General features: G+C 53.8%; 13 protein-coding genes. 6 read left to right on the top strand and 7 right to left on the bottom strand.

Going from position 1 to position 17,370, the window contains the following annotated elements; translation table 11 throughout:
- Positions 1–312: 312 nt before the first annotated feature.
- Together ABEB26_RS25920 and ABEB26_RS25915 are read right to left on the bottom strand one after the other, a co-directional pair.
- A complete protein-coding gene (locus ABEB26_RS25920) occupies positions 313–693 on the bottom strand; it encodes a VOC family protein (RefSeq protein ID WP_345724992.1) in 381 nt (126 codons plus the stop codon).
- A 54-nt stretch (positions 694–747) separates the two neighbouring features.
- Positions 748–1,683: a helix-turn-helix transcriptional regulator gene (locus ABEB26_RS25915; RefSeq protein ID WP_345724993.1), complete on the bottom strand. Its 936-nt coding sequence runs from the start codon at positions 1,681–1,683 to the stop codon at positions 748–750.
- A gap of 175 nt (positions 1,684–1,858) precedes the next feature.
- On the opposite strand from ABEB26_RS25915, the gene ABEB26_RS25910 reads away from it, so the two are divergent.
- The 3 genes from ABEB26_RS25910 to ABEB26_RS25900 all read left to right on the top strand — a co-directional run bounded on the left by ABEB26_RS25910 (position 1,859) and on the right by ABEB26_RS25900 (position 4,209).
- Positions 1,859–2,080 (top strand): DUF4287 domain-containing protein, encoded by a 222-nt coding sequence (locus ABEB26_RS25910; RefSeq protein ID WP_345724991.1) that lies wholly within the window; start codon positions 1,859–1,861, stop codon positions 2,078–2,080.
- Between the two features lie 6 nt (positions 2,081–2,086).
- Positions 2,087–3,838 carry a serine hydrolase domain-containing protein gene (locus tag ABEB26_RS25905; protein ID WP_345724990.1) on the top strand — a complete coding sequence of 584 codons (1,752 nt, stop codon included), beginning with the start codon at positions 2,087–2,089 and terminating at the stop codon, positions 3,836–3,838.
- Positions 3,839–3,987: 149 nt separating this feature from the next.
- On the top strand, positions 3,988–4,209 hold the full coding sequence (locus ABEB26_RS25900; protein ID WP_345724989.1) for a DUF433 domain-containing protein: 222 nt from the start codon (positions 3,988–3,990) through the stop codon (positions 4,207–4,209).
- Here the strand turns inward: ABEB26_RS25900 and ABEB26_RS25895 are convergent.
- Both ABEB26_RS25895 and ABEB26_RS25890 read right to left on the bottom strand, forming a co-directional pair.
- The gene (locus ABEB26_RS25895; RefSeq protein WP_345724988.1) at positions 4,185–5,033 is read right to left on the bottom strand and encodes a hypothetical protein; all 849 of its coding nucleotides are present in this window, start codon (positions 5,031–5,033) and stop codon (positions 4,185–4,187) included. The two genes, ABEB26_RS25900 and ABEB26_RS25895, sit on opposite strands and share 25 nt — an antisense overlap.
- Before the next feature lie 50 nt (positions 5,034–5,083).
- Positions 5,084–5,347 carry a helix-turn-helix domain-containing protein gene (locus ABEB26_RS25890; protein WP_345724987.1) on the bottom strand — a complete coding sequence of 88 codons (264 nt, stop codon included), beginning with the start codon at positions 5,345–5,347 and terminating at the stop codon, positions 5,084–5,086.
- Between the two features lie 154 nt (positions 5,348–5,501).
- Between ABEB26_RS25890 and ABEB26_RS25885 the strand changes: the two genes are divergently transcribed.
- Both ABEB26_RS25885 and ABEB26_RS25880 read left to right on the top strand, forming a co-directional pair.
- Positions 5,502–5,909: a hypothetical protein gene (locus ABEB26_RS25885; protein WP_345724986.1), complete on the top strand. Its 408-nt coding sequence runs from the start codon at positions 5,502–5,504 to the stop codon at positions 5,907–5,909.
- A 92-nt stretch (positions 5,910–6,001) separates the two neighbouring features.
- A complete protein-coding gene (locus tag ABEB26_RS25880) occupies positions 6,002–6,310 on the top strand; it encodes a hypothetical protein (RefSeq protein ID WP_345724985.1) in 309 nt (102 codons plus the stop codon).
- A gap of 723 nt (positions 6,311–7,033) precedes the next feature.
- Here ABEB26_RS25880 and ABEB26_RS25875 read toward each other — a convergent pair.
- Complete coding sequence (locus ABEB26_RS25875; RefSeq protein WP_345724984.1) at positions 7,034–9,640, bottom strand: tetratricopeptide repeat protein; 2,607 nt, start codon at positions 9,638–9,640, stop codon at positions 7,034–7,036.
- Between the two features lie 199 nt (positions 9,641–9,839).
- Between ABEB26_RS25875 and ABEB26_RS25870 the strand changes: the two genes are divergently transcribed.
- Positions 9,840–16,037, top strand: a complete 6,198-nt coding sequence (locus tag ABEB26_RS25870; RefSeq protein ID WP_345724983.1) for an RHS repeat-associated core domain-containing protein — start codon at positions 9,840–9,842, stop codon at positions 16,035–16,037.
- A gap of 183 nt (positions 16,038–16,220) precedes the next feature.
- Here the strand turns inward: ABEB26_RS25870 and ABEB26_RS25865 are convergent, their stop codons facing one another.
- Positions 16,221–16,619, bottom strand: coding sequence for a ribosomal maturation YjgA family protein (locus ABEB26_RS25865; RefSeq protein ID WP_345724982.1), 399 nt, complete (start codon positions 16,617–16,619; stop codon positions 16,221–16,223).
- A 197-nt stretch (positions 16,620–16,816) separates the two neighbouring features.
- The gene (locus ABEB26_RS25860; RefSeq protein ID WP_345724981.1) at positions 16,817–17,002 is read right to left on the bottom strand and encodes a hypothetical protein; all 186 of its coding nucleotides are present in this window, start codon (positions 17,000–17,002) and stop codon (positions 16,817–16,819) included.
- Positions 17,003–17,370: the final 368 nt, after the last annotated feature.

Genomic DNA, 17,370 nt, shown 5'->3' with positions numbered 1-17,370 from the left:
CGGTGTGGATTAACCGCCCAGTCGGGCCAGCTGATCCGTCGATCGCGGTGGCATTGCGCGAATAATCCTTCTTTAATCGTCCGTTTGCTCCGTTGTCATCTGTTTCACCGTGCTTGACACATTCCGATGCTGAAGGACCCTGCCAAGAAACTAGGTGCGGAAGAGGTGGAAGCGACGCAAGAAGGAATGGAATTGAGCGGCCATTCCTCCTTGCTACCCTCATCCACTCTCGACCAGTGGAAGGGGCTTTTTATTTTAACGGGTTATTGCAATTCCGTCGAATCAAACCATCTGCTCGTGTGGCCCATCGCCCTACACCGGATTCCCAATGGGTAGGCGTTCGTGCAGGCCAAGCTGATTGCCTTCCGTATCAGCGATAATTGCCATCCAGCCTTGCGGCCCGATCGATGTGCGCGGCAGTACCACACTGCCACCGTGATCGGCAACCAAGGCCAGCGCAGCATCAAGCCGACCGGTCGCATCCAGATAGAGCAACACCCCCTCACGCGACGGGGTTGCCGTTGCCGAATGGACGATCGCCCCAATCCCTTGGCCATCAGCGGTCATGAAGATGGCGTTGGGAATATCCATAAAGACTTCTTCACGCACGGTTGTATCCAGCACGGTGGTGTAAAAGGCGACCGCACGGGCGAAGTTGGTGGCAGGGATTTCAAACCAATTCAGCTGTACCATTGATTGGTGCTCCTCTAATAGGTGAGATAGTATCAGCGTAACACCCCGACACCCCTATGGCAGGAGCGTTTCCGGCCCATCATACAGTCGTTGCAGTGCACGACCCTGATCACGCAGCAGCACTTGCAGGGCAATCGGTTCGAGCACTCGTGCAAAGCGCCCCCAACTCAACACCCACTGCACCACATCCTCAACCGCACGGACATGCAGGATTGCTAGAAGTCCGTCCGGCTGCTGGGTTGTACTGACCACAAAGAACGGCAGCTCTTCCTGGACCCATGCGGCCACCTGCGCGGCAAACAGCACCTGAACCCGGATTGGTTGGTCAAGCTGGGTGGCATCCAGCGCGACATGGGGCGTGCCCATCGGTTCAAACGTCTGTTCAAGCACCGTCAGGTCGCTGATGCGTTCGACCCGAAAATTGCGCAGCGCCCGACGCAGGTGACAAAAGCCATGGAGATACCACACGGTGCGCACACAGGTGAGCTGGTAGGGATCAACCACGCGGGTCGTGCAACGGGCAGCCGCAAACGGGGTGGTGCGCCCGTGATAGCTGATTCGCAGTGATCGCTGGGCCGCAATCGCTTCCCGCAGCACCGTCAAGTGACCTTGCTGGATCGCGGTATCACGGGCGGCAATAATCGCCATCCCTTGCTGCATCGTGGTCACATGCAGGCGCAGCGGTGGTGGCAGAATCGTCAGTATTTTCGTCGCTGCCGTTCGCGCCGCCGTGGCATAGGTCGGATCATACAGGTGGCCAAGCGCCCGCAGTCCTTGCACAATCAGCAGGGCTTCGGCGGGAGTTAGCTGGAGTGGCGGGAGAAAGTACCCTTCGACCAAGGAATAACCTTGCCCTGGCACGCTGATAATTGGCACACCGGCCTCGCACAGCGCGAGGATATCCCGATAGACCGTGCGCACACTGATTTCAAAGGTTGCGGCGAGATCGGCGGCCCGCCGCCGTTGATGGGCCTGCAACTCCAGCACCATGGCAAGCAACCGATCCACACGGTTCATACCCTACCTCGCTAGGACAATCGTTCGATAGAGATACCAATAGAAAATCCTACACTCAACTAGTATCCACTATTCGCGCCATCGCCATCGGAACGGATCGAGTGCTATACTGCAACAACGAGACTGGACATCGATTGAAAGGAGTCATATGGCACAGGAACCACCATCCAAAGGCCCAGCCTCATATTTTCCATCAATCGAAAAAACCTATGGCTATCCGATTGATCACTGGATGACCATCCTCGATGGCATGCCGGACAAAACCCATATGCAGATGGTCGCCGCCCTGAAAACCGATCATGCCCTCGGCCATGGCCATGCCAATGCACTCGTTGCTTGGTATCGATCGCAGAAAGAACCACGCACGTAATCCCGAATGAGGCCACATCTCAAGGGTGTGGCCTCATTGGTCGTACAAGGAGCGGCACTGCACCACATGGGGATATCGGTACACCAGCGTGCATCGCCCATTAACGACCAACATCCGCCCACAGAGGAGATCGCCACCATGGAGTTATCCGCCAGCCAACCCTTGCCACGGGACACGCCAGAAGCACACGGCATTGCATCAGCCGCCATTCAGCGTTGGATCACCGCCTTGGACACCCAAATCCAAGAAATCCATAGCGTGATGGTGCTGCGCCATGGGCATGTCATCGCCGAAGCATGGTGGACACCCGTTACCCCAGACCAGCCGCACCTCGTCTTCTCGTTGAGCAAAAGTGTCACCGCCACCGCGATTGGATTCGCCATCGCCGAGGGGTTGCTCACCCTCGATGACCATATCGGTTCCTTCTTTCCCGATGACCTCCCAGCCTCCATCAGTGAAGGTTTAGCGGCGATGCAGGTCAAACACCTGTTGACCATGGCCACGGGACACGCCACCGATCCATGGCCAACAATGGTAGAACGAATCGATGGCAATTGGATTCAAGCCTTCCTTGCTGCACCGATCGTGACAACGCCAGGAACCCACTTTATCTATAATACCGGAGCCACCTACATGCTGTCGGCCATTCTCCAGCAGATAACGGGCATGACACTCACCGACTATCTTACCCCACGCCTGTTTATGCCGCTCGGCATCGAGTCGGTGCATTGGCAATCCTCACCTCAAGGGATTACCCTTGGGGGCGTTGGCCTCAGTTTAACCACCGAGGGGATTGCACGCTTCGGTCAGCTCTACATCCAACACGGCCAGTGGCAGGGACAGCCCCTCCTTCCCGCTCTATGGGTCGCCGCAGCAACACGAGCGCAGATCGCCAATGGGAGAGATCCAGCGTCCGACTGGGCGCAGGGCTATGGCTATCAGTTCTGGCGCTGTCGGCATAGAGCCTATCGTGGCGATGGCGTTTTTGGTCAATATTGCGTGGTCATGCCCGAGCAGGAGGTCGTTCTCGCAATCACGGGCGGTATGGATGTCTTTGCGATGCAACGTCCGCTTGATCTGCTCTGGGAACTGCTGCTTCCGGCGCTGCACGACCGTCCGCTTGCGGCTGATCCAGCAGCGTATCATGCCCTCACTGAGTACCTCGCGCAGCGCCAATATCCGCCGATCGTCGGATCTGCGGGGATGGGAGCCATGGCAGCAATCGAGGGGCATCGCTATGCGGTTGATACGAATCCGTTGGGGATCACAACCATCCACATGCATGCGACGGCCGTTGGGGGAACCTTGATTGTCCAAACAACAACCAGAGAAGAGCAGATTCCTTGGGGCAATGGCACATGGCAATCAGGCGCAACCATGCTCTTTCACCAGCAATGGTTTGATCACACTCCAACGGCAGCGAGTGGGGCATGGACGGACGACGATACGCTAACCATCGTCATTCGGTTACCAGCAACCCCCTTCGTCTACACGTTCGTGCTGGTCGTTATCGAAGCCGAACTGCTGATCACCATCCACGGCAATGTGTCACTCGAATCCACAACCCCAATCGTCATGACCGCACAGCGGCGAACGTCACGTGCTCATTCGGACACAGCGACCAGCGCGGTGGCTCCGGCTCGGCACGAGATTCGGCTAGAAACGCATCAAACGCCTCGGCAGATTCGTCATCCGGCCACCATGGCGCGGCGAAATCCGCCAACGACTGAATCACCCGTGGCGATTGTTCCGCAATGAGATCGGCCAACGTTGGCACACGCCAGAACTGGGCATTTAACCGCATCAATTCCGCATCATCGATCATTGACCCTCCTTTGGCAGAAACCACCGCTGTGGCAAATCGGGGTCTACGAGCAGGAGCATTAACACCAGAAAGGACGCGTATCATGAAGTCATCCTATCAATCCCGCATTACCCTCGAGCCAGGCAAACGCAGCGGACATCCCTGTATTCGGGGTCTGCGCATCACGGTTGCCGATATCCTCGGCTATCTCGCCGCTGGCATGACCATTACCGAGGTGCTCGAAGATTTCCCCATGCTGACCTATGACGATATCGTGGCCTGCCTCGCCTATGCTGCCGATCAGGGAGCCGCATCGAATGCCTGATCGGTTGCCAGCCGCAGCAATTCCGTCACCCCCAGTGACGCTGCCCACATCGTGAGATACTCCCAATCCATCGTCGTCTGCTGGATCGCCAGCATACCGACAATATCCCCCCATTGGCGATCCGAGGTGCGGTTGCCTGCCTCATACCAGAGGAGCTTCGTGAGAATCATATCTTCTACTGCCGCCACCCGGACCACCGTTGCAGGAGTCTGCTCATCCAACGCGATCGCCACCGACCGAGAAAGCCGCGAGTGCAAATACGGGCTGGGCTGCGGCACAAAGACATCAATTTTAACCCCCATGGTGAGATGAATCAGATTAAACGAGGGGAACATGGTGTCATGGGCCAGCGCATCCTGCATTTCCGTTTCTGAACAATAAAACAGGGGCGATAATTCAGCGACCAACACCGGAATATGGGCTGGCTCAAGTTGGGCCACGAGATCAACATCCAAGGTCGCTCGCGGCATACCATGCAGCGAGCTGGCCAGTGATCCCCCAAGATGATAGACCACCCCTAACCGCTCAAACAGGGCAACCACGGGCTGGATAGCCTCGGCTAATAATGGATCGGCAAGCATTGATGCACTCCATGCTGCCAGCGGCAGCGCTGGCACAGCATAATTAATCTGCAAGATCTGAGCAAGCACGGCATGGGGCGTTGCCTGTGGATGGCGTTGGAGAATCCCCCGGCGGGACGCAACGAGGACGGTGCGACTCAAGGCCAAGGCCAACGCTCCGCGACGAGATGGCGACAACTGGCGCAGAATCGCATACTGCATCGCTTGGGCACGCCGCGAGGTATCACTTAATCCATGAGCCATAAAGGAGCCTCCACATACATCGGGGGACGGTTCGCTTAAGCATACCATGCTTACTCAGGAGCAAGCGTTCCGTCATCCTCCTCAGGAGTCCACACAAGCAACGCCCCAGGCTGCACCTGAAAGAACCGACAGAGGGTATCAATCGTGCGAAAATCAATCCGATTGGCCCGCCCCGTCGTCAGGCCCGTAATCGTCGAGGTGGCCAGCCCCGTCACCTCCGCCAACATCTGGATGGTGAGCGCCGGTTCACGCCGTTGGAGCCGCGCCACATTTTCTTGGGTAATCAATAACTTCAATGCTGCATGTACTGCCATAAAGCCTCCATGAGAAACCACCATCGATGCCCTACAGCATAGCATGGTCAGGAGAAATCATCAAATTATCAGATGATATCCTGTTTTTTTATTGACTTCTCTGCCCCACATGTGGTATACTTGTCATAACATGAAATACATACAGGAGGTTTGTATGGCCCTTCCATCCACCACCGTCCGCTATCTGCCCGATCAAAACCGGTATGAAGCGATGCTTGACGGCGTATCGCTTGGCACATTCCCCAAGAAAATTGAGGCGCTGATGGCCGGACACCGCTTCCGGTTGCAGGATCTCGACGATGCGCCACCGCCACCATTGGCCTTGCTCGGAGCCGACCTCCACCTCACCGTTCAAATCACCGACCTCCGCCCGATGCCCGCACCGTTCCCCCAGCAATACATCGCTACCCCGCTTGAAGCCCTGACCGCCACCTTGATTCTGCTCAATCGCAACTGGCTCCGCGCCACACTTGCAGGTCGCCACGCCGATGCCCAGCAGATTGCCGCTCATGAGCAGTGCGTTCGCGACCAAATCCATGCCCGATTGTCGGCCAACAAATAAACCCTTCATCCCTCGCAAAAGGGATAAAGGGTCGTACACGGGTGAGGCAACGAATTGCAGAGCGCAACCTCACCCGCAGAAGGATGATAGCCATGACCACCGTTGATGTCAACATGACCCGCCGCGTCCGCCTCGCCCAAGTCAGCCGAATCCTGCAACTGGCGGCCATCATTCGCGAGGAAGAGTTGGTCGGTGATGAAGAAGCCTATACCATGGCCGAAGCGTTGCTTGAGGATGTAGAAGCGACTGCCGATGACTGGGGAACCCCGCAATCCGCCAGTCCCTTGGGTGTGATCGCCACCGCATGGGGGCTTGCCTTGCGCCGCAATGGCACGGTGTTAACCTTGGTTCCCGCCGATCTGGCGTTGCTCCGCGAGGCCATCACCGCGTGGGAACAGTAGTATCGCACCGCCTAACAATCCCCCATGGCATCTATCGAAGCGAGATGCCATGGGAATTAATACTGGCCAAATCCACTGGGTGCCCACAGAACGCCAAACCACCCCGCCGACCGTTCATGGAACACGATGTGCTTTGACTCTGGGTTGCAAGATACAACTCAAAAGGAGTCGTATCCATGACAACGGTTAATAGTCTCTTTGGTAAATCGATCATTGCTCAAGCCACTGGAGAGCGGATGGCGATGGGCTAAGATGTCATCCTCGATCAGCCACCCACGAGGGTCGTTGCCATCCTTAACGATCGCGGTGGATTGCTCCGTTCCCCCCCATGGGATTCGGTGGGATCAGGTGCTAAGTCTCTGCAATGTACTCATCGTTCGGGGCGAGCCAATCAGTGATGATTCTGAGGTAGATGCCTTGATCAAACAGGCGCATCAAATTACCGGCACTCCGGTAATTATGGTGGATGGAATCCAGTTAGGAACCGTTGTTAATATGGCGATAGATGAGCGAGGCCAGATTGTTGGTTATCAGCGCAAACCAAGCTTGTTGCAGGATTTGCAGGGTTGCACCTTACTGCCTCTGACCAGATTCGATGATTTGGAACCGATGCCCTGATTGTCGACACACCAGCAGCGGGATAAGTCGCTATCCACCACAACGCGAGAATCGAGCGTTATGGTGGATAGTTATGGATGCGTTTCAGGAGGATAGGGCAGAATGTTATGCCCCAACATACCTTACAGCCTCCGCCAGAACGGCATCGGCAAACAAATCAAGTGTTTCCCACTCTTCCGATTCGGATAAAGGATACTCAGGCAAACCCTCTGGTAGGTACTGTGTGAAAATAGCCTGATGGTGTACAACAAGCTGGGGTGAGTTAGGTATTCCATAGGCGGCACGAAAACGCTCAACCGTTGCTTGGGTTCGGATTGCCACATCTAGCCGACCCAAAACCAGAAAGAGATACCAGAACCCATCCAATGTGTTCAACAATCCACGAATATCGTTCAATGATAGCTGAAGTTCAGCGCTTTGCTTGAAGTAGCCATAGGCAGGCATGCTGTTTCCTTCGGCACAGGCCATGATGCCATAATGATAGAAGACTCGTGCCATCCCCCAGGCATCTTGGAGTTGGCGCATAATCTCAAATCCTTCATCATACAAGGCTTTAATACGACTACCGGTTTCAGGTACGAAGTAAAAGAGCATGGTCGCATAATTGATCAGCGCATTGCCTGTGCCCCATGTATCGTTGAGCGTGCGCTTAATGGTCAAAGATTCTTCGCAGTAGGCGAGACAATTTACAGCATCGCCCTGTTCAAAGGCAATATTTCCAAGGTTGGAGAGCACCGTAGCGATTGATTTTGGATTATCTGAGCGTCGATCAATCTGCAAGCTCTCTTCAAAATAGGCACGGGCTGTCGCATAATCACACCGCATCTGCGCAATGATCCCTAAATTATTGAGCATCATTGAGCAACCTTGAATATCCCCAAGGTTGCGGCGGATGCGTAGGCATTCTTCATAATACAATTGGGCTTCGGCATAATTACTCTGGCCATAGGTTAGTAGCCCTGCGGACGAGAGAGTTTTGGCGGCAACATGCGGCGCGATCTCGGCTGGGATCTGCCATACCCGCTTAATCAACGTTCTCCCTTCAGAAAGAAAGCCGCGTACCCACCAAAAACGTCCAAGCGCCCCACATACCCGTTCAGCCGCCTCGCGTTGATTGTCTTGAATAAACCATGTTAATGCCAAACGAATATTGAGATATTCCATTGCAAGGCGATTAAACCAACTCGCCTGCTGGGTACCAGTCAACTCTGGTTCGATTGATTCAGCAAGGTCGAGATAGAAGCGGGAATGGCGGTTCTGGAGCTCGGGATAGATATGGGTATTCTGAATCTGTTCCTGTGCATAGGTAGCGATCGTTTCAAGCATCCGAAATCGTAGCTGATCGTCACGAACCTCAAGCATCAGCAGGTTATTAAGGGCAAGTGTTTCGAGAATGGTCGGCAGCGATGTTCCCGATTCTATAACTGTCGCACAGACAGCTTCGGCTGCGGCAACACTTCCGCTATTGGTAAACACCCCCAGCGCCATGAACACTGCCTGTTCCTGCTGGTTAAGTAACTCAAAACTCCAATCAAGCAAGGCCTTTAACGTGCGTTGCCGGAAGGGACTATTGATCGCTCCATCAGTGAGCAACTCAAAACGTGCATCCAAGCGTGCTCTGATCGTTTCCACGGGGAAGAGTGCAATCCGTGCCGCTGCCAATTCTAGCGCCAGCGGCAACCCATCTAAACGGGTACAAATTGCCACAACAGCGGCGGAATTGGCCACATCGAGCCGCCAATGCGGGTCTACAGCCTGTGCACGTGCGCAAAACAAACGGATAGCATCATATGCTTGCAGTGTTTCAGGTCTGAGATCGATCTGCGCATCTGGGATAGGCAGCATTGGCACAGGATACTGTTGTTCGCCGTACAGATTAAGCCGTCGCCGACTGGTCACGAGGAACTTGAGTGCTGGTGCGGCATCAAGGATTTCTCCCAACAAGAGTGCCGCATCACTCAGTTGCTCAAAATTATCCAAGACGATCAACAGATGTTTGGTTCGCAAATACCCTTTCAGTGCCTCAACAATCGAGGTAGTAGCTTCCTTAATGGCGAAGTGCTGGGCGAGGAGTGATGGAAACAACGTTGCATCAAAGAGACCGCCTAAGGCCACAAAATGCACCCCATCAGGAAACTCGTGTTGCAACTCGCTAGCAACCTGTAATGCTAAGCGCGTCTTCCCGACACCACCCGTCCCAACGAGAGTCAACAGCCGGATGGATGGCTCGTGGAGAAGGCGTATCACCGATGCAACCTCATTGGTTCGGCCAATGAGCGAGGTCATCGGTATTGGTAGCGAGGGTTTTTCCGAACGAGATGTCGGAGTCTTTGACTCCCACGTGTTTAGGAATTGGCTCAAATGCAGCAACAGCTGCTTTTTGCGGCTATGGTACGCGCTCCGTTCCAATCCTAGTTGGGTCTGATACAACGTGACGGAGGCTCCGGGCTGGTTGAGCAGGACTTCAAGCACCTGCGCATGTAAATCCTTAAGGGGGAGTGTTCGCATGCGGGCATAGATGCATTCCAGGCCACCTTGGTCGCGAATCCATGATCCCCATGGTTCTGTCCCTATCAGTTTATGCGGTGAAAGAAGCAATTTCTGCACCGCATCCACATCCCATTGTACTCTCACAGACATCTCCCGTTTTTCAATAATGCATCCAATTTCATGCTCGATTCTCCTTGATCTACCCAGCCAACCTTGCCACAAAATCGGACACATTTCGGACTACAACGCCCATTTCACTCCCTATACTTTGTCACAAACCATTCGACACGGCTGGCGCGGATCAGGTTTATTCCCAATGGTATGGTGCAACGCTGCATCATTCAGTCATCGATTCACAAGAAGGGAGTTGTCGATCATTCAGATTTCATTTGTGGCAGTGTCTCATATAAAAGGATACCTTATGATGCAACCCTTAAAGAAGTTTCTTCCAATGTCTCTGTTGCTCGTCTTCGTCTGGTCGCTGCTGCCGTATCACGCGGGAGCAACCCAGAAGCAAAGCCTCCACCATAGCCCGACGCGCCCGGAGCCAGAAGCCAGCGTAGGGGTAACCAAGGCTCCGCTGGCCGAAACCAGACAACCGGGACTAGGAATAACTATTGATGTCTCGCCAAACCCACTTACGGTCGGCGATGAGGCAACGATCCAGCTAACGATTGCTAATACAGCACCCTACGGAGCCACCAACCTCGTTGTAGAGTTGCCCTTCCCGCAAGGTGCCACACCCATTGACCAACGCAGCAATGAAATCGCGCAACGCGGTTGGCACTGGAAACTGAACCGTCTCGACGGGAAGGCTCAGCATCAATTTACTGCCCGTGTGCGGATTACAACGCTCCCACCGGGTGCCGCCCTTGTCGTGCGTCCTCAGGTTACCGCCCATGAGCTTGGGCAGCCAATACGAGGGGTAGGAGGCGCACTGGTAACTCCTCTCCAGACTACCACCAGCAGTGCTGATGTTGTTCGTAACCAACCTGCGACCCTGATCAATCAACAGGATCGGATCAGCGTCACATTTCCGGCAGAATTAAACATCCAACCCCTCAAGGTTACCTATGTGCCACTCCGCGACCGCAAACAGGCTGGATCGCGCACAAACCCCGGAATGCGACGGGGCTTTGGCGCATTCGCACTCCATGCAACCGATATGCAAGGGGCTATCGTGCACCAGTTTGCTCAACCAGTAACCATGAGCATCGGATATACGACCGAGCAATTGGATGCATTGGGAATGAGCGAGGCCGATCTGACCCTCTTCTGGTTTGACGACCAAGCGCAACGCTGGATACCACAGCCAACCATCGTCGATCCAGAGACACATACTGTACGGGCATCTGTTAACCGCGCGAGCACCTTTGAATTGGGAGACGGATCTGCACCCTCAGAAGCATTTATTCCATCGCTGCAGGGGTGGCAGGTCGGGCTTTTTAGTGGGGGAGTCAATTTCAACCTGCCTATTGACCTTCCCAGCGGCCCCGCTGGGATCAAGCCACAACTAAGCTTGAGCTACAGCAGCTCGTCAGCCGATGGAAAAGGTGGCTTGCGTCCGAAACAGCAGGCTGGCTGGATCGGCAGTGGCTGGAGCCTAGATACGGGCTCAGTTGCGGCAAACACCATCGCCACTGGCGGATCAACGACCGTGCGCTATTATTCATTGGTCATCAATGGTCAGTCGTTTGACCTTGTTCGTGGCGCAGCCCTTGTTGCCAATCCATCACCTGAACGCCCAGCGGATTGGGAGTGGATGCCGACCAATGAAGCATTCAATAAGATTAGCGTTATTGAAGCGGGTAATTCGACAACAACCCGCGGTGGCTTCCGTGGTACAACCCCGTACAAACGGTATCTTTGGCAGATCTGGACAAAAGATGGTACACGTTATGAATTTAGTGAGGATCTGTGGTGGGGATTTGAAGACTGCATGGGTGGTTCTGGCGACTATGCATCCATGGAAGCCTATAAGTGGAATTTGAGCCGAATTATCGATGTTCATGGCAATACAATTACCTATGGCTACGGGCGCGATGCGCAAACCCGACCACAAACATGTTTTCAGGTTCAAGGTACCGTCGATCGTGACAGTTGGCCTACCACGATAAGCTGGGGTGGCAATAGCATCACGGGTGCGGTTGATCGCTACAAGGTTGAGTTTATCTCCTCAGTCCGCGCCAATGATACCGCCTTTGACGGAGCAACAAATCAGTATGGCGGTGTCAACGGCCACCCGCGCCAAACGCGGCGTTTAGATGCGCTGCGCATCTTGAGTATGCCTGCTGGTACATGGGAGCTGATGCGTCAATATACCCTTGCCTATGACTATAGCCTGCTCTCGGACAACACCGTTACCACGAATGGAACGTACACAGGCAACACCGCCTATCCAAAACTGACCTTGAAAAGCATTCAACGGGTTGCCAAGGATGGTATGACCGTCTTGCCACCGATGACGTTCAGTTATGGTACTACTCGTGGCACGGCGCAATACCCTCACGGCGATTGGAATCGTCTGACGACCGTCAATAATGGGCAAGGTGGTACAACCCATTTCGCTTACGAAAACCTGGGGATGGTTACAGGCAATAGCTGGTTGGCAAATTATCGCCGCGTTACCAGTAAAACCACGTCTGACGGCCAAGGCAACAACGATAGCTGGTCATATAGCTATAGCAACCCTGCCTTGAACTCCTTAGGATCACTCCTTGATCCAACGCCGGGAGCAACCCAAGCCTATGCCAATTCGGCTACCCTTTACTACAATACCTATAGCAGTGTTGGCCAAAATAACAGTGCGTGGTTGCTACGCAAGGCCGCGAGTGAATTTCGTGGCCATAGTCTTGTGGTTGAGACCGATCCGTCAGGACATCAGACCGACCACTATTTTTACCAAGGCGATGTGAATTGTAATCCTGTTGCGACTGGCGCTGCGCTGACCAGCGACCCCTGTTTTCTTCAATTACGGGATCGCGAAATCCTGAAGGGGAAAGAATATCGTACCGTTACCCGCCAAGGCACGAACAAACTCCTGCGCGAAACGCTGCGCACCTACGCGGTCGAATTCTATACCTATAGCGCAACTCCATTAACAGGTCTATGGCGCTCATTTAACTACGAACGTGAAACACAGGCTAAAACGTGGGAAGGCAATGCAACGCCTAATGTACAACGCACGGTTTATAGCTATGATCCGGCGAGTCAAGGCGGTACCCAGTATGGCAATCTTACCCGTGTCGAGGAATACGATACAACGGGTGCACTCTATCGTCGGACCGATACACTCTACGCCATCAACACCACCACAGCATATCTGGTGGGCCAACGAATCCAAGAAACAGTCCGAAATGGGGCTGGCGCTATTATGGCTCTCAGCAGTTTTATGTACGATGGTGCAACGAGCAATCATACGTTGGGGAGTCGTGGGTTGTTGACCATGACCCGTAAATATTTCGATATACCGAGTGGGATCAGTAGCACAACAGGATTAACGCTCCAGAGCGTCGATGTGAGTTATAGCTATGATAGCTATGGCAATCAAACGGCGATTACGACCTATAAGAACCCTGGTACCCGACTCTATAATGGAAGTACAACCATCTATAGCGTACCAGGCAATGGCAGTGCTAGCGCAACGATCACCACAGGCTACGACACGGTCTTTCACGCGTTCCCGATTCAAGTCGCCCAGCCGACAGTGAATGGGTTGACGTTGACAGAGCTCGCAGGCTACGATTTCCACATGGGAACGATGACCTCTGTGACTGATGTGAACGGCCAAGTGACTGCTGCTGAATACGATCAATTTGGGCGTATGGTCAAGCTCATCAAGCCAGGAGACACATCGACACTTCCGACTCTCCATGCTGACTACGGCGACACAGAAATACCACTACGCTACACGATCCATCAGCGTCAGCTCAGCGGTGTGAGTGGCGCAGTACAAACTCAAAGTCAGTTCTATGATGGGATCGGACGAAAGATTCAGACGAAGAACGAAAGTATTGATGATACCCAAGCTGTTGTTGTGGATCTGCGTTACAATGCCCAAAATCAGCTTATAGCACAATCCCAGCCGCGTTTTGTCGGTGCAACTGCATCCACATTAACGCAGTATACACCGGTATCCAACAGTGGTATTCAATGGACGACGACTACCTATGACGCGCTTAGCCGTCCGCTCGATACCGTAACCCCCAATGGGGCGACTACGCAGACGCGTTATTGGTGGAGCGATGGCGGTAGCGCTACCACCATAACCGATCCGAACGGCCATAAAACACGGCGCGAAAGCGATAGCCTCGGGCGCTTGCTCCGCGTAATTGAATACAGTGGCAATAGTAGCGGTACGGAAGGCGCATTTGCCACCTACGCGACAACTACTTACAACTATACAACGCTTGATCTCTTAGCCCAGGTAATTGATGCCCAAGGCAATACAACCACATTGACCTATGACAGTCTAGGGCGCAAAACGATGATGAGTGACCCGGATATGGGCAGTTGGATGTATGCGTATGATACTGCTGGGAACCTCGTCAGCCAAACTGATGCCAAAAACCAGACCATTAACTTTACCTACGACACCCTAAACCGGCTTACGGCAAAGGATCTTCCTGGAACGAGCGGTGACGTAAATTACATCTACGATCAGACTGACGCGCCTACCCACACCTATGGCAAAGGGCTGCGCACGGGAATGATCGATGCATCTGGAACCCACGAGTGGGGCTATACTTCACGTGGACAGGTTGCTCGCGAGGCCCAAACTGTGGTAGGTTCGCCGATAACCTATGTCACAGAACGCACCTATCGAGCCGACGGAAAACTGACCACCATGACCTATCCTACTGGCGAAGTGCTTAACTATGGCTATACCATGGCAGGGCAAAAACAAGCGGTTTCGAGTAGCCTTGGCATAACCTATCAGACTGGGGCCAGCTATGATGCTTTGGGCCAACCTCTCACCCAGTCCTATGGCAATGGTGTCACGACGACCTCAGTTTATAATCCAATTTCGCAACGCCTGCAGGAGCTTGCCGCTAATGGGTCAGCAGGAAATGTCCTGCATCAGGAATATCTCTACGATCTTGCTGGCAATGTGCAAACCGTTAAGAATTTCAACGCCAATGAAACGTTGCTTTATCGCTATGACCATCGAAACCGCCTCGTTAGCGCATGTGTATCGAATGGGGTCTCATGTCTGACTAAAAGCATGTTCAATCAAAGCTATAGCTATGACCTGATTGGCAACCTGACCATGAAGGCCGGCACTGCCTATAGTTATACATCCTCTAAACCGCACGCAGTCACCAATACTGGCGGAACCGCCTACTCCTATGATGCAAATGGCAATTTGCTAGCAGGCGCAGGCCGCACCTATACATGGAATGCAGAAAATCAGCCGACCCAAATTACCAGCGGCGGTGTCTCGGAAACCTATCTCTATGATGGAAATAACACCCGAGTCAAAAAAACCACGCTAAGCGGTGGGGTGACAACCACAACGACCTATATTGGCGGCATCGTTGAATATCGAGGCAATGAGGTCATTTCAAACTACGATACGATTGCGGTACGTTCGACAACTGGCAACCCAACACCAGTGAATAGTGGCAGTTTGGTATATCTGCATGCGGATCACCTTGGATCAATCAGTGCTACGACCAGCGGCAATAGCGGCACACTAGGCGCAATCGGTCAGACCCAAAGCTTCGATCCATGGGGAGCAGTTCGCAGCGGCGGGATCACGACCACCGAATTCAACTTTACTGGCCAGCGCAAAGATGCTAGTACTGGGCTGTTGTTCTACAATGCACGCTACTTTGATCCAGTACTGGCCCGCTTTATCAGCGCCGATAGCCTTGTACCAACTACCTCACACCGCGCATTAACGGTGGATTTCCATGAGGCTGCCTTCGCAGCAACCCTTGCCGATGAGAATCAACGCGGGTTTTGGTTCCAGATGGGCAGCCAGCAACGTCAGCAGGCAACACCACCCTGGGGGCCTACAGATCCCCAGAATCTTAATCGGTTCAGCTATGCAACCAATAATCCGTTGCGTTTCACCGATCCGAGCGGCCACGTTACCCTGAGCTACGAAGAGGCACGCGAACTCAACAGTGCCTTGACGCAAATGATGCCTGAGTTGCTTGAGGCCTATAAGAATGCAAAAAACACTGAAGACCTCATGAAGGGTATCAACATCATCCTGGCACGATCACCGTGGTACGCTAAGGCGCTGGGTAAATTCTTAGAGTTCATTACGACCATGAACAAGGACAATGCATGGGAACGACTCGAAGTCCTCGCATGGTTGAATGCTGAGATCGATAAGTTCCTGAAATGGGGCGCAAGTAATCCAAAAGGTGCCTATCTGACGATCGAACTGGAAAGCTGGGCTTCATGCTCGATCAGCGTCGTCAAAGGCTGTAACTGGGTTACTGCCGACCTTGTGGTGAGCTATGGCGGCATAGAGCGGGCACGGATAGAAACGTTATCATATCGGATGTACCAAGAGCTTCTCCCGTTGGTTGGCGATTGTCGAGATCCGAAGCGCGAGTCATGCTACCATGGAGAACCAAAGCAGCAGCCTGGTAGCGCAAACTAGCTGTTGATAGGTACGCTGGGAAGCAAGTTCCTCTAACCACCTAGGGTACCTCTTCCCAACGACGGTTCGGTTTTCATTACGCTTAATACACGTTTCGATCAAATTGCCACACGGCTGCTGTGCGGCAATTTGATCGAAACGTGTTGTTCTCGAAAAGACGCTCGTCTGGCGATCTTGTCACACTCACACTTCACGCTTTGTTATCGATACCACACGCCAGTCAAACCCAAACATGACGAGAATGCCAACCGCATAACTGACGATATCCCAACCATTGAAGGTCGTTCCCAACAGCACCGCCAGAAGTCGGAGCAGGCCATGGTCAGCACCGCGCAGCTGGAGTGGAATGCCCGTCAGTTGAAAGACCTCAATCAGTACCACGATCACGAAGGCGAGAAGCGCCGCCGTGGAGCGGGAACGCATCGGAGCGAACAGCAACAGCAGTACAAACAGCATCGCGGCATAGAGCGCGTCGCCAAGATAGTGGTCAAACACCACGAAGCCCGTGGACACGAGCCGCGATAGAATGCCACCCAGCACAATTACGCCAAGCATGATGATGCGTCGTTGTGTAACCTGCATACCCATTGCTCCAAGAGTTTGCTTATCAAGCCTACCCCGCGAGATCCGACCAGAACGGAATGTATTTAACCGGCTCAGGATACGTCGATGGGAAACGATATGCGTGGCTAATAAACTCAGCATCCAAATACTCAGCCACCGTTCGGCCATAGTAAATAATGTCTGTTTGACTGACGGAAAACACCGGATTGTCGGGTTCATTGGGGTGTTGCAGGAAAAAAGCGATGCCACCCAAAGAGTGGAATCAAGCGCGGGGCCGCCGCAACCGCCTGGCGTGCCCGCTCAAGGGCCGATGCAAGCTCGGCAGGCCGTTCCCCCCAAGCATCAAGCCAAAAACCATTGCGCTCAATATCAAAGCAGATGCCGCCCAGCGGCCACGCCATATGCGTCAGAATCTCCTCGTGGCTCCAGCGCCGCCAGTCAATAAACGGGGGCTCGGACGATTCGGTTCTATCCCGCGAGTAACACGTGAACGCGATCGGCAGCCCCGTCATCAGAAACGCACGCAGGTCTGGCGGAAACCGAAACGCATAGTCGGCCTCTATCGCGCGGACTTCTGCGGCGCTCAGCCCAGGCTCGATGGTTACCTCATGGTGTTCCAACAATGCTAACCAGTCTTTCCATGCGGAACGTGTCAATATTTTTGAGACGGGTGACGATCAGGAATTCCGTTTCAGCCGCGCCGGGTCGTCTACCTGCGCAGCCACGCCGAGCGGCGGGTTGATCCACGCCGCCGTTGGCACGGGTGGCG

The sequence above is a fragment of the Herpetosiphon gulosus genome, assembly GCF_039545135.1.
Lineage (GTDB): Bacteria > Chloroflexota > Chloroflexia > Chloroflexales > Herpetosiphonaceae > Herpetosiphon > Herpetosiphon gulosus.
The sequence above is the reverse complement of the archived record's forward strand: the minus strand, read 5'-3'. Positions and strand labels throughout refer to the sequence as shown.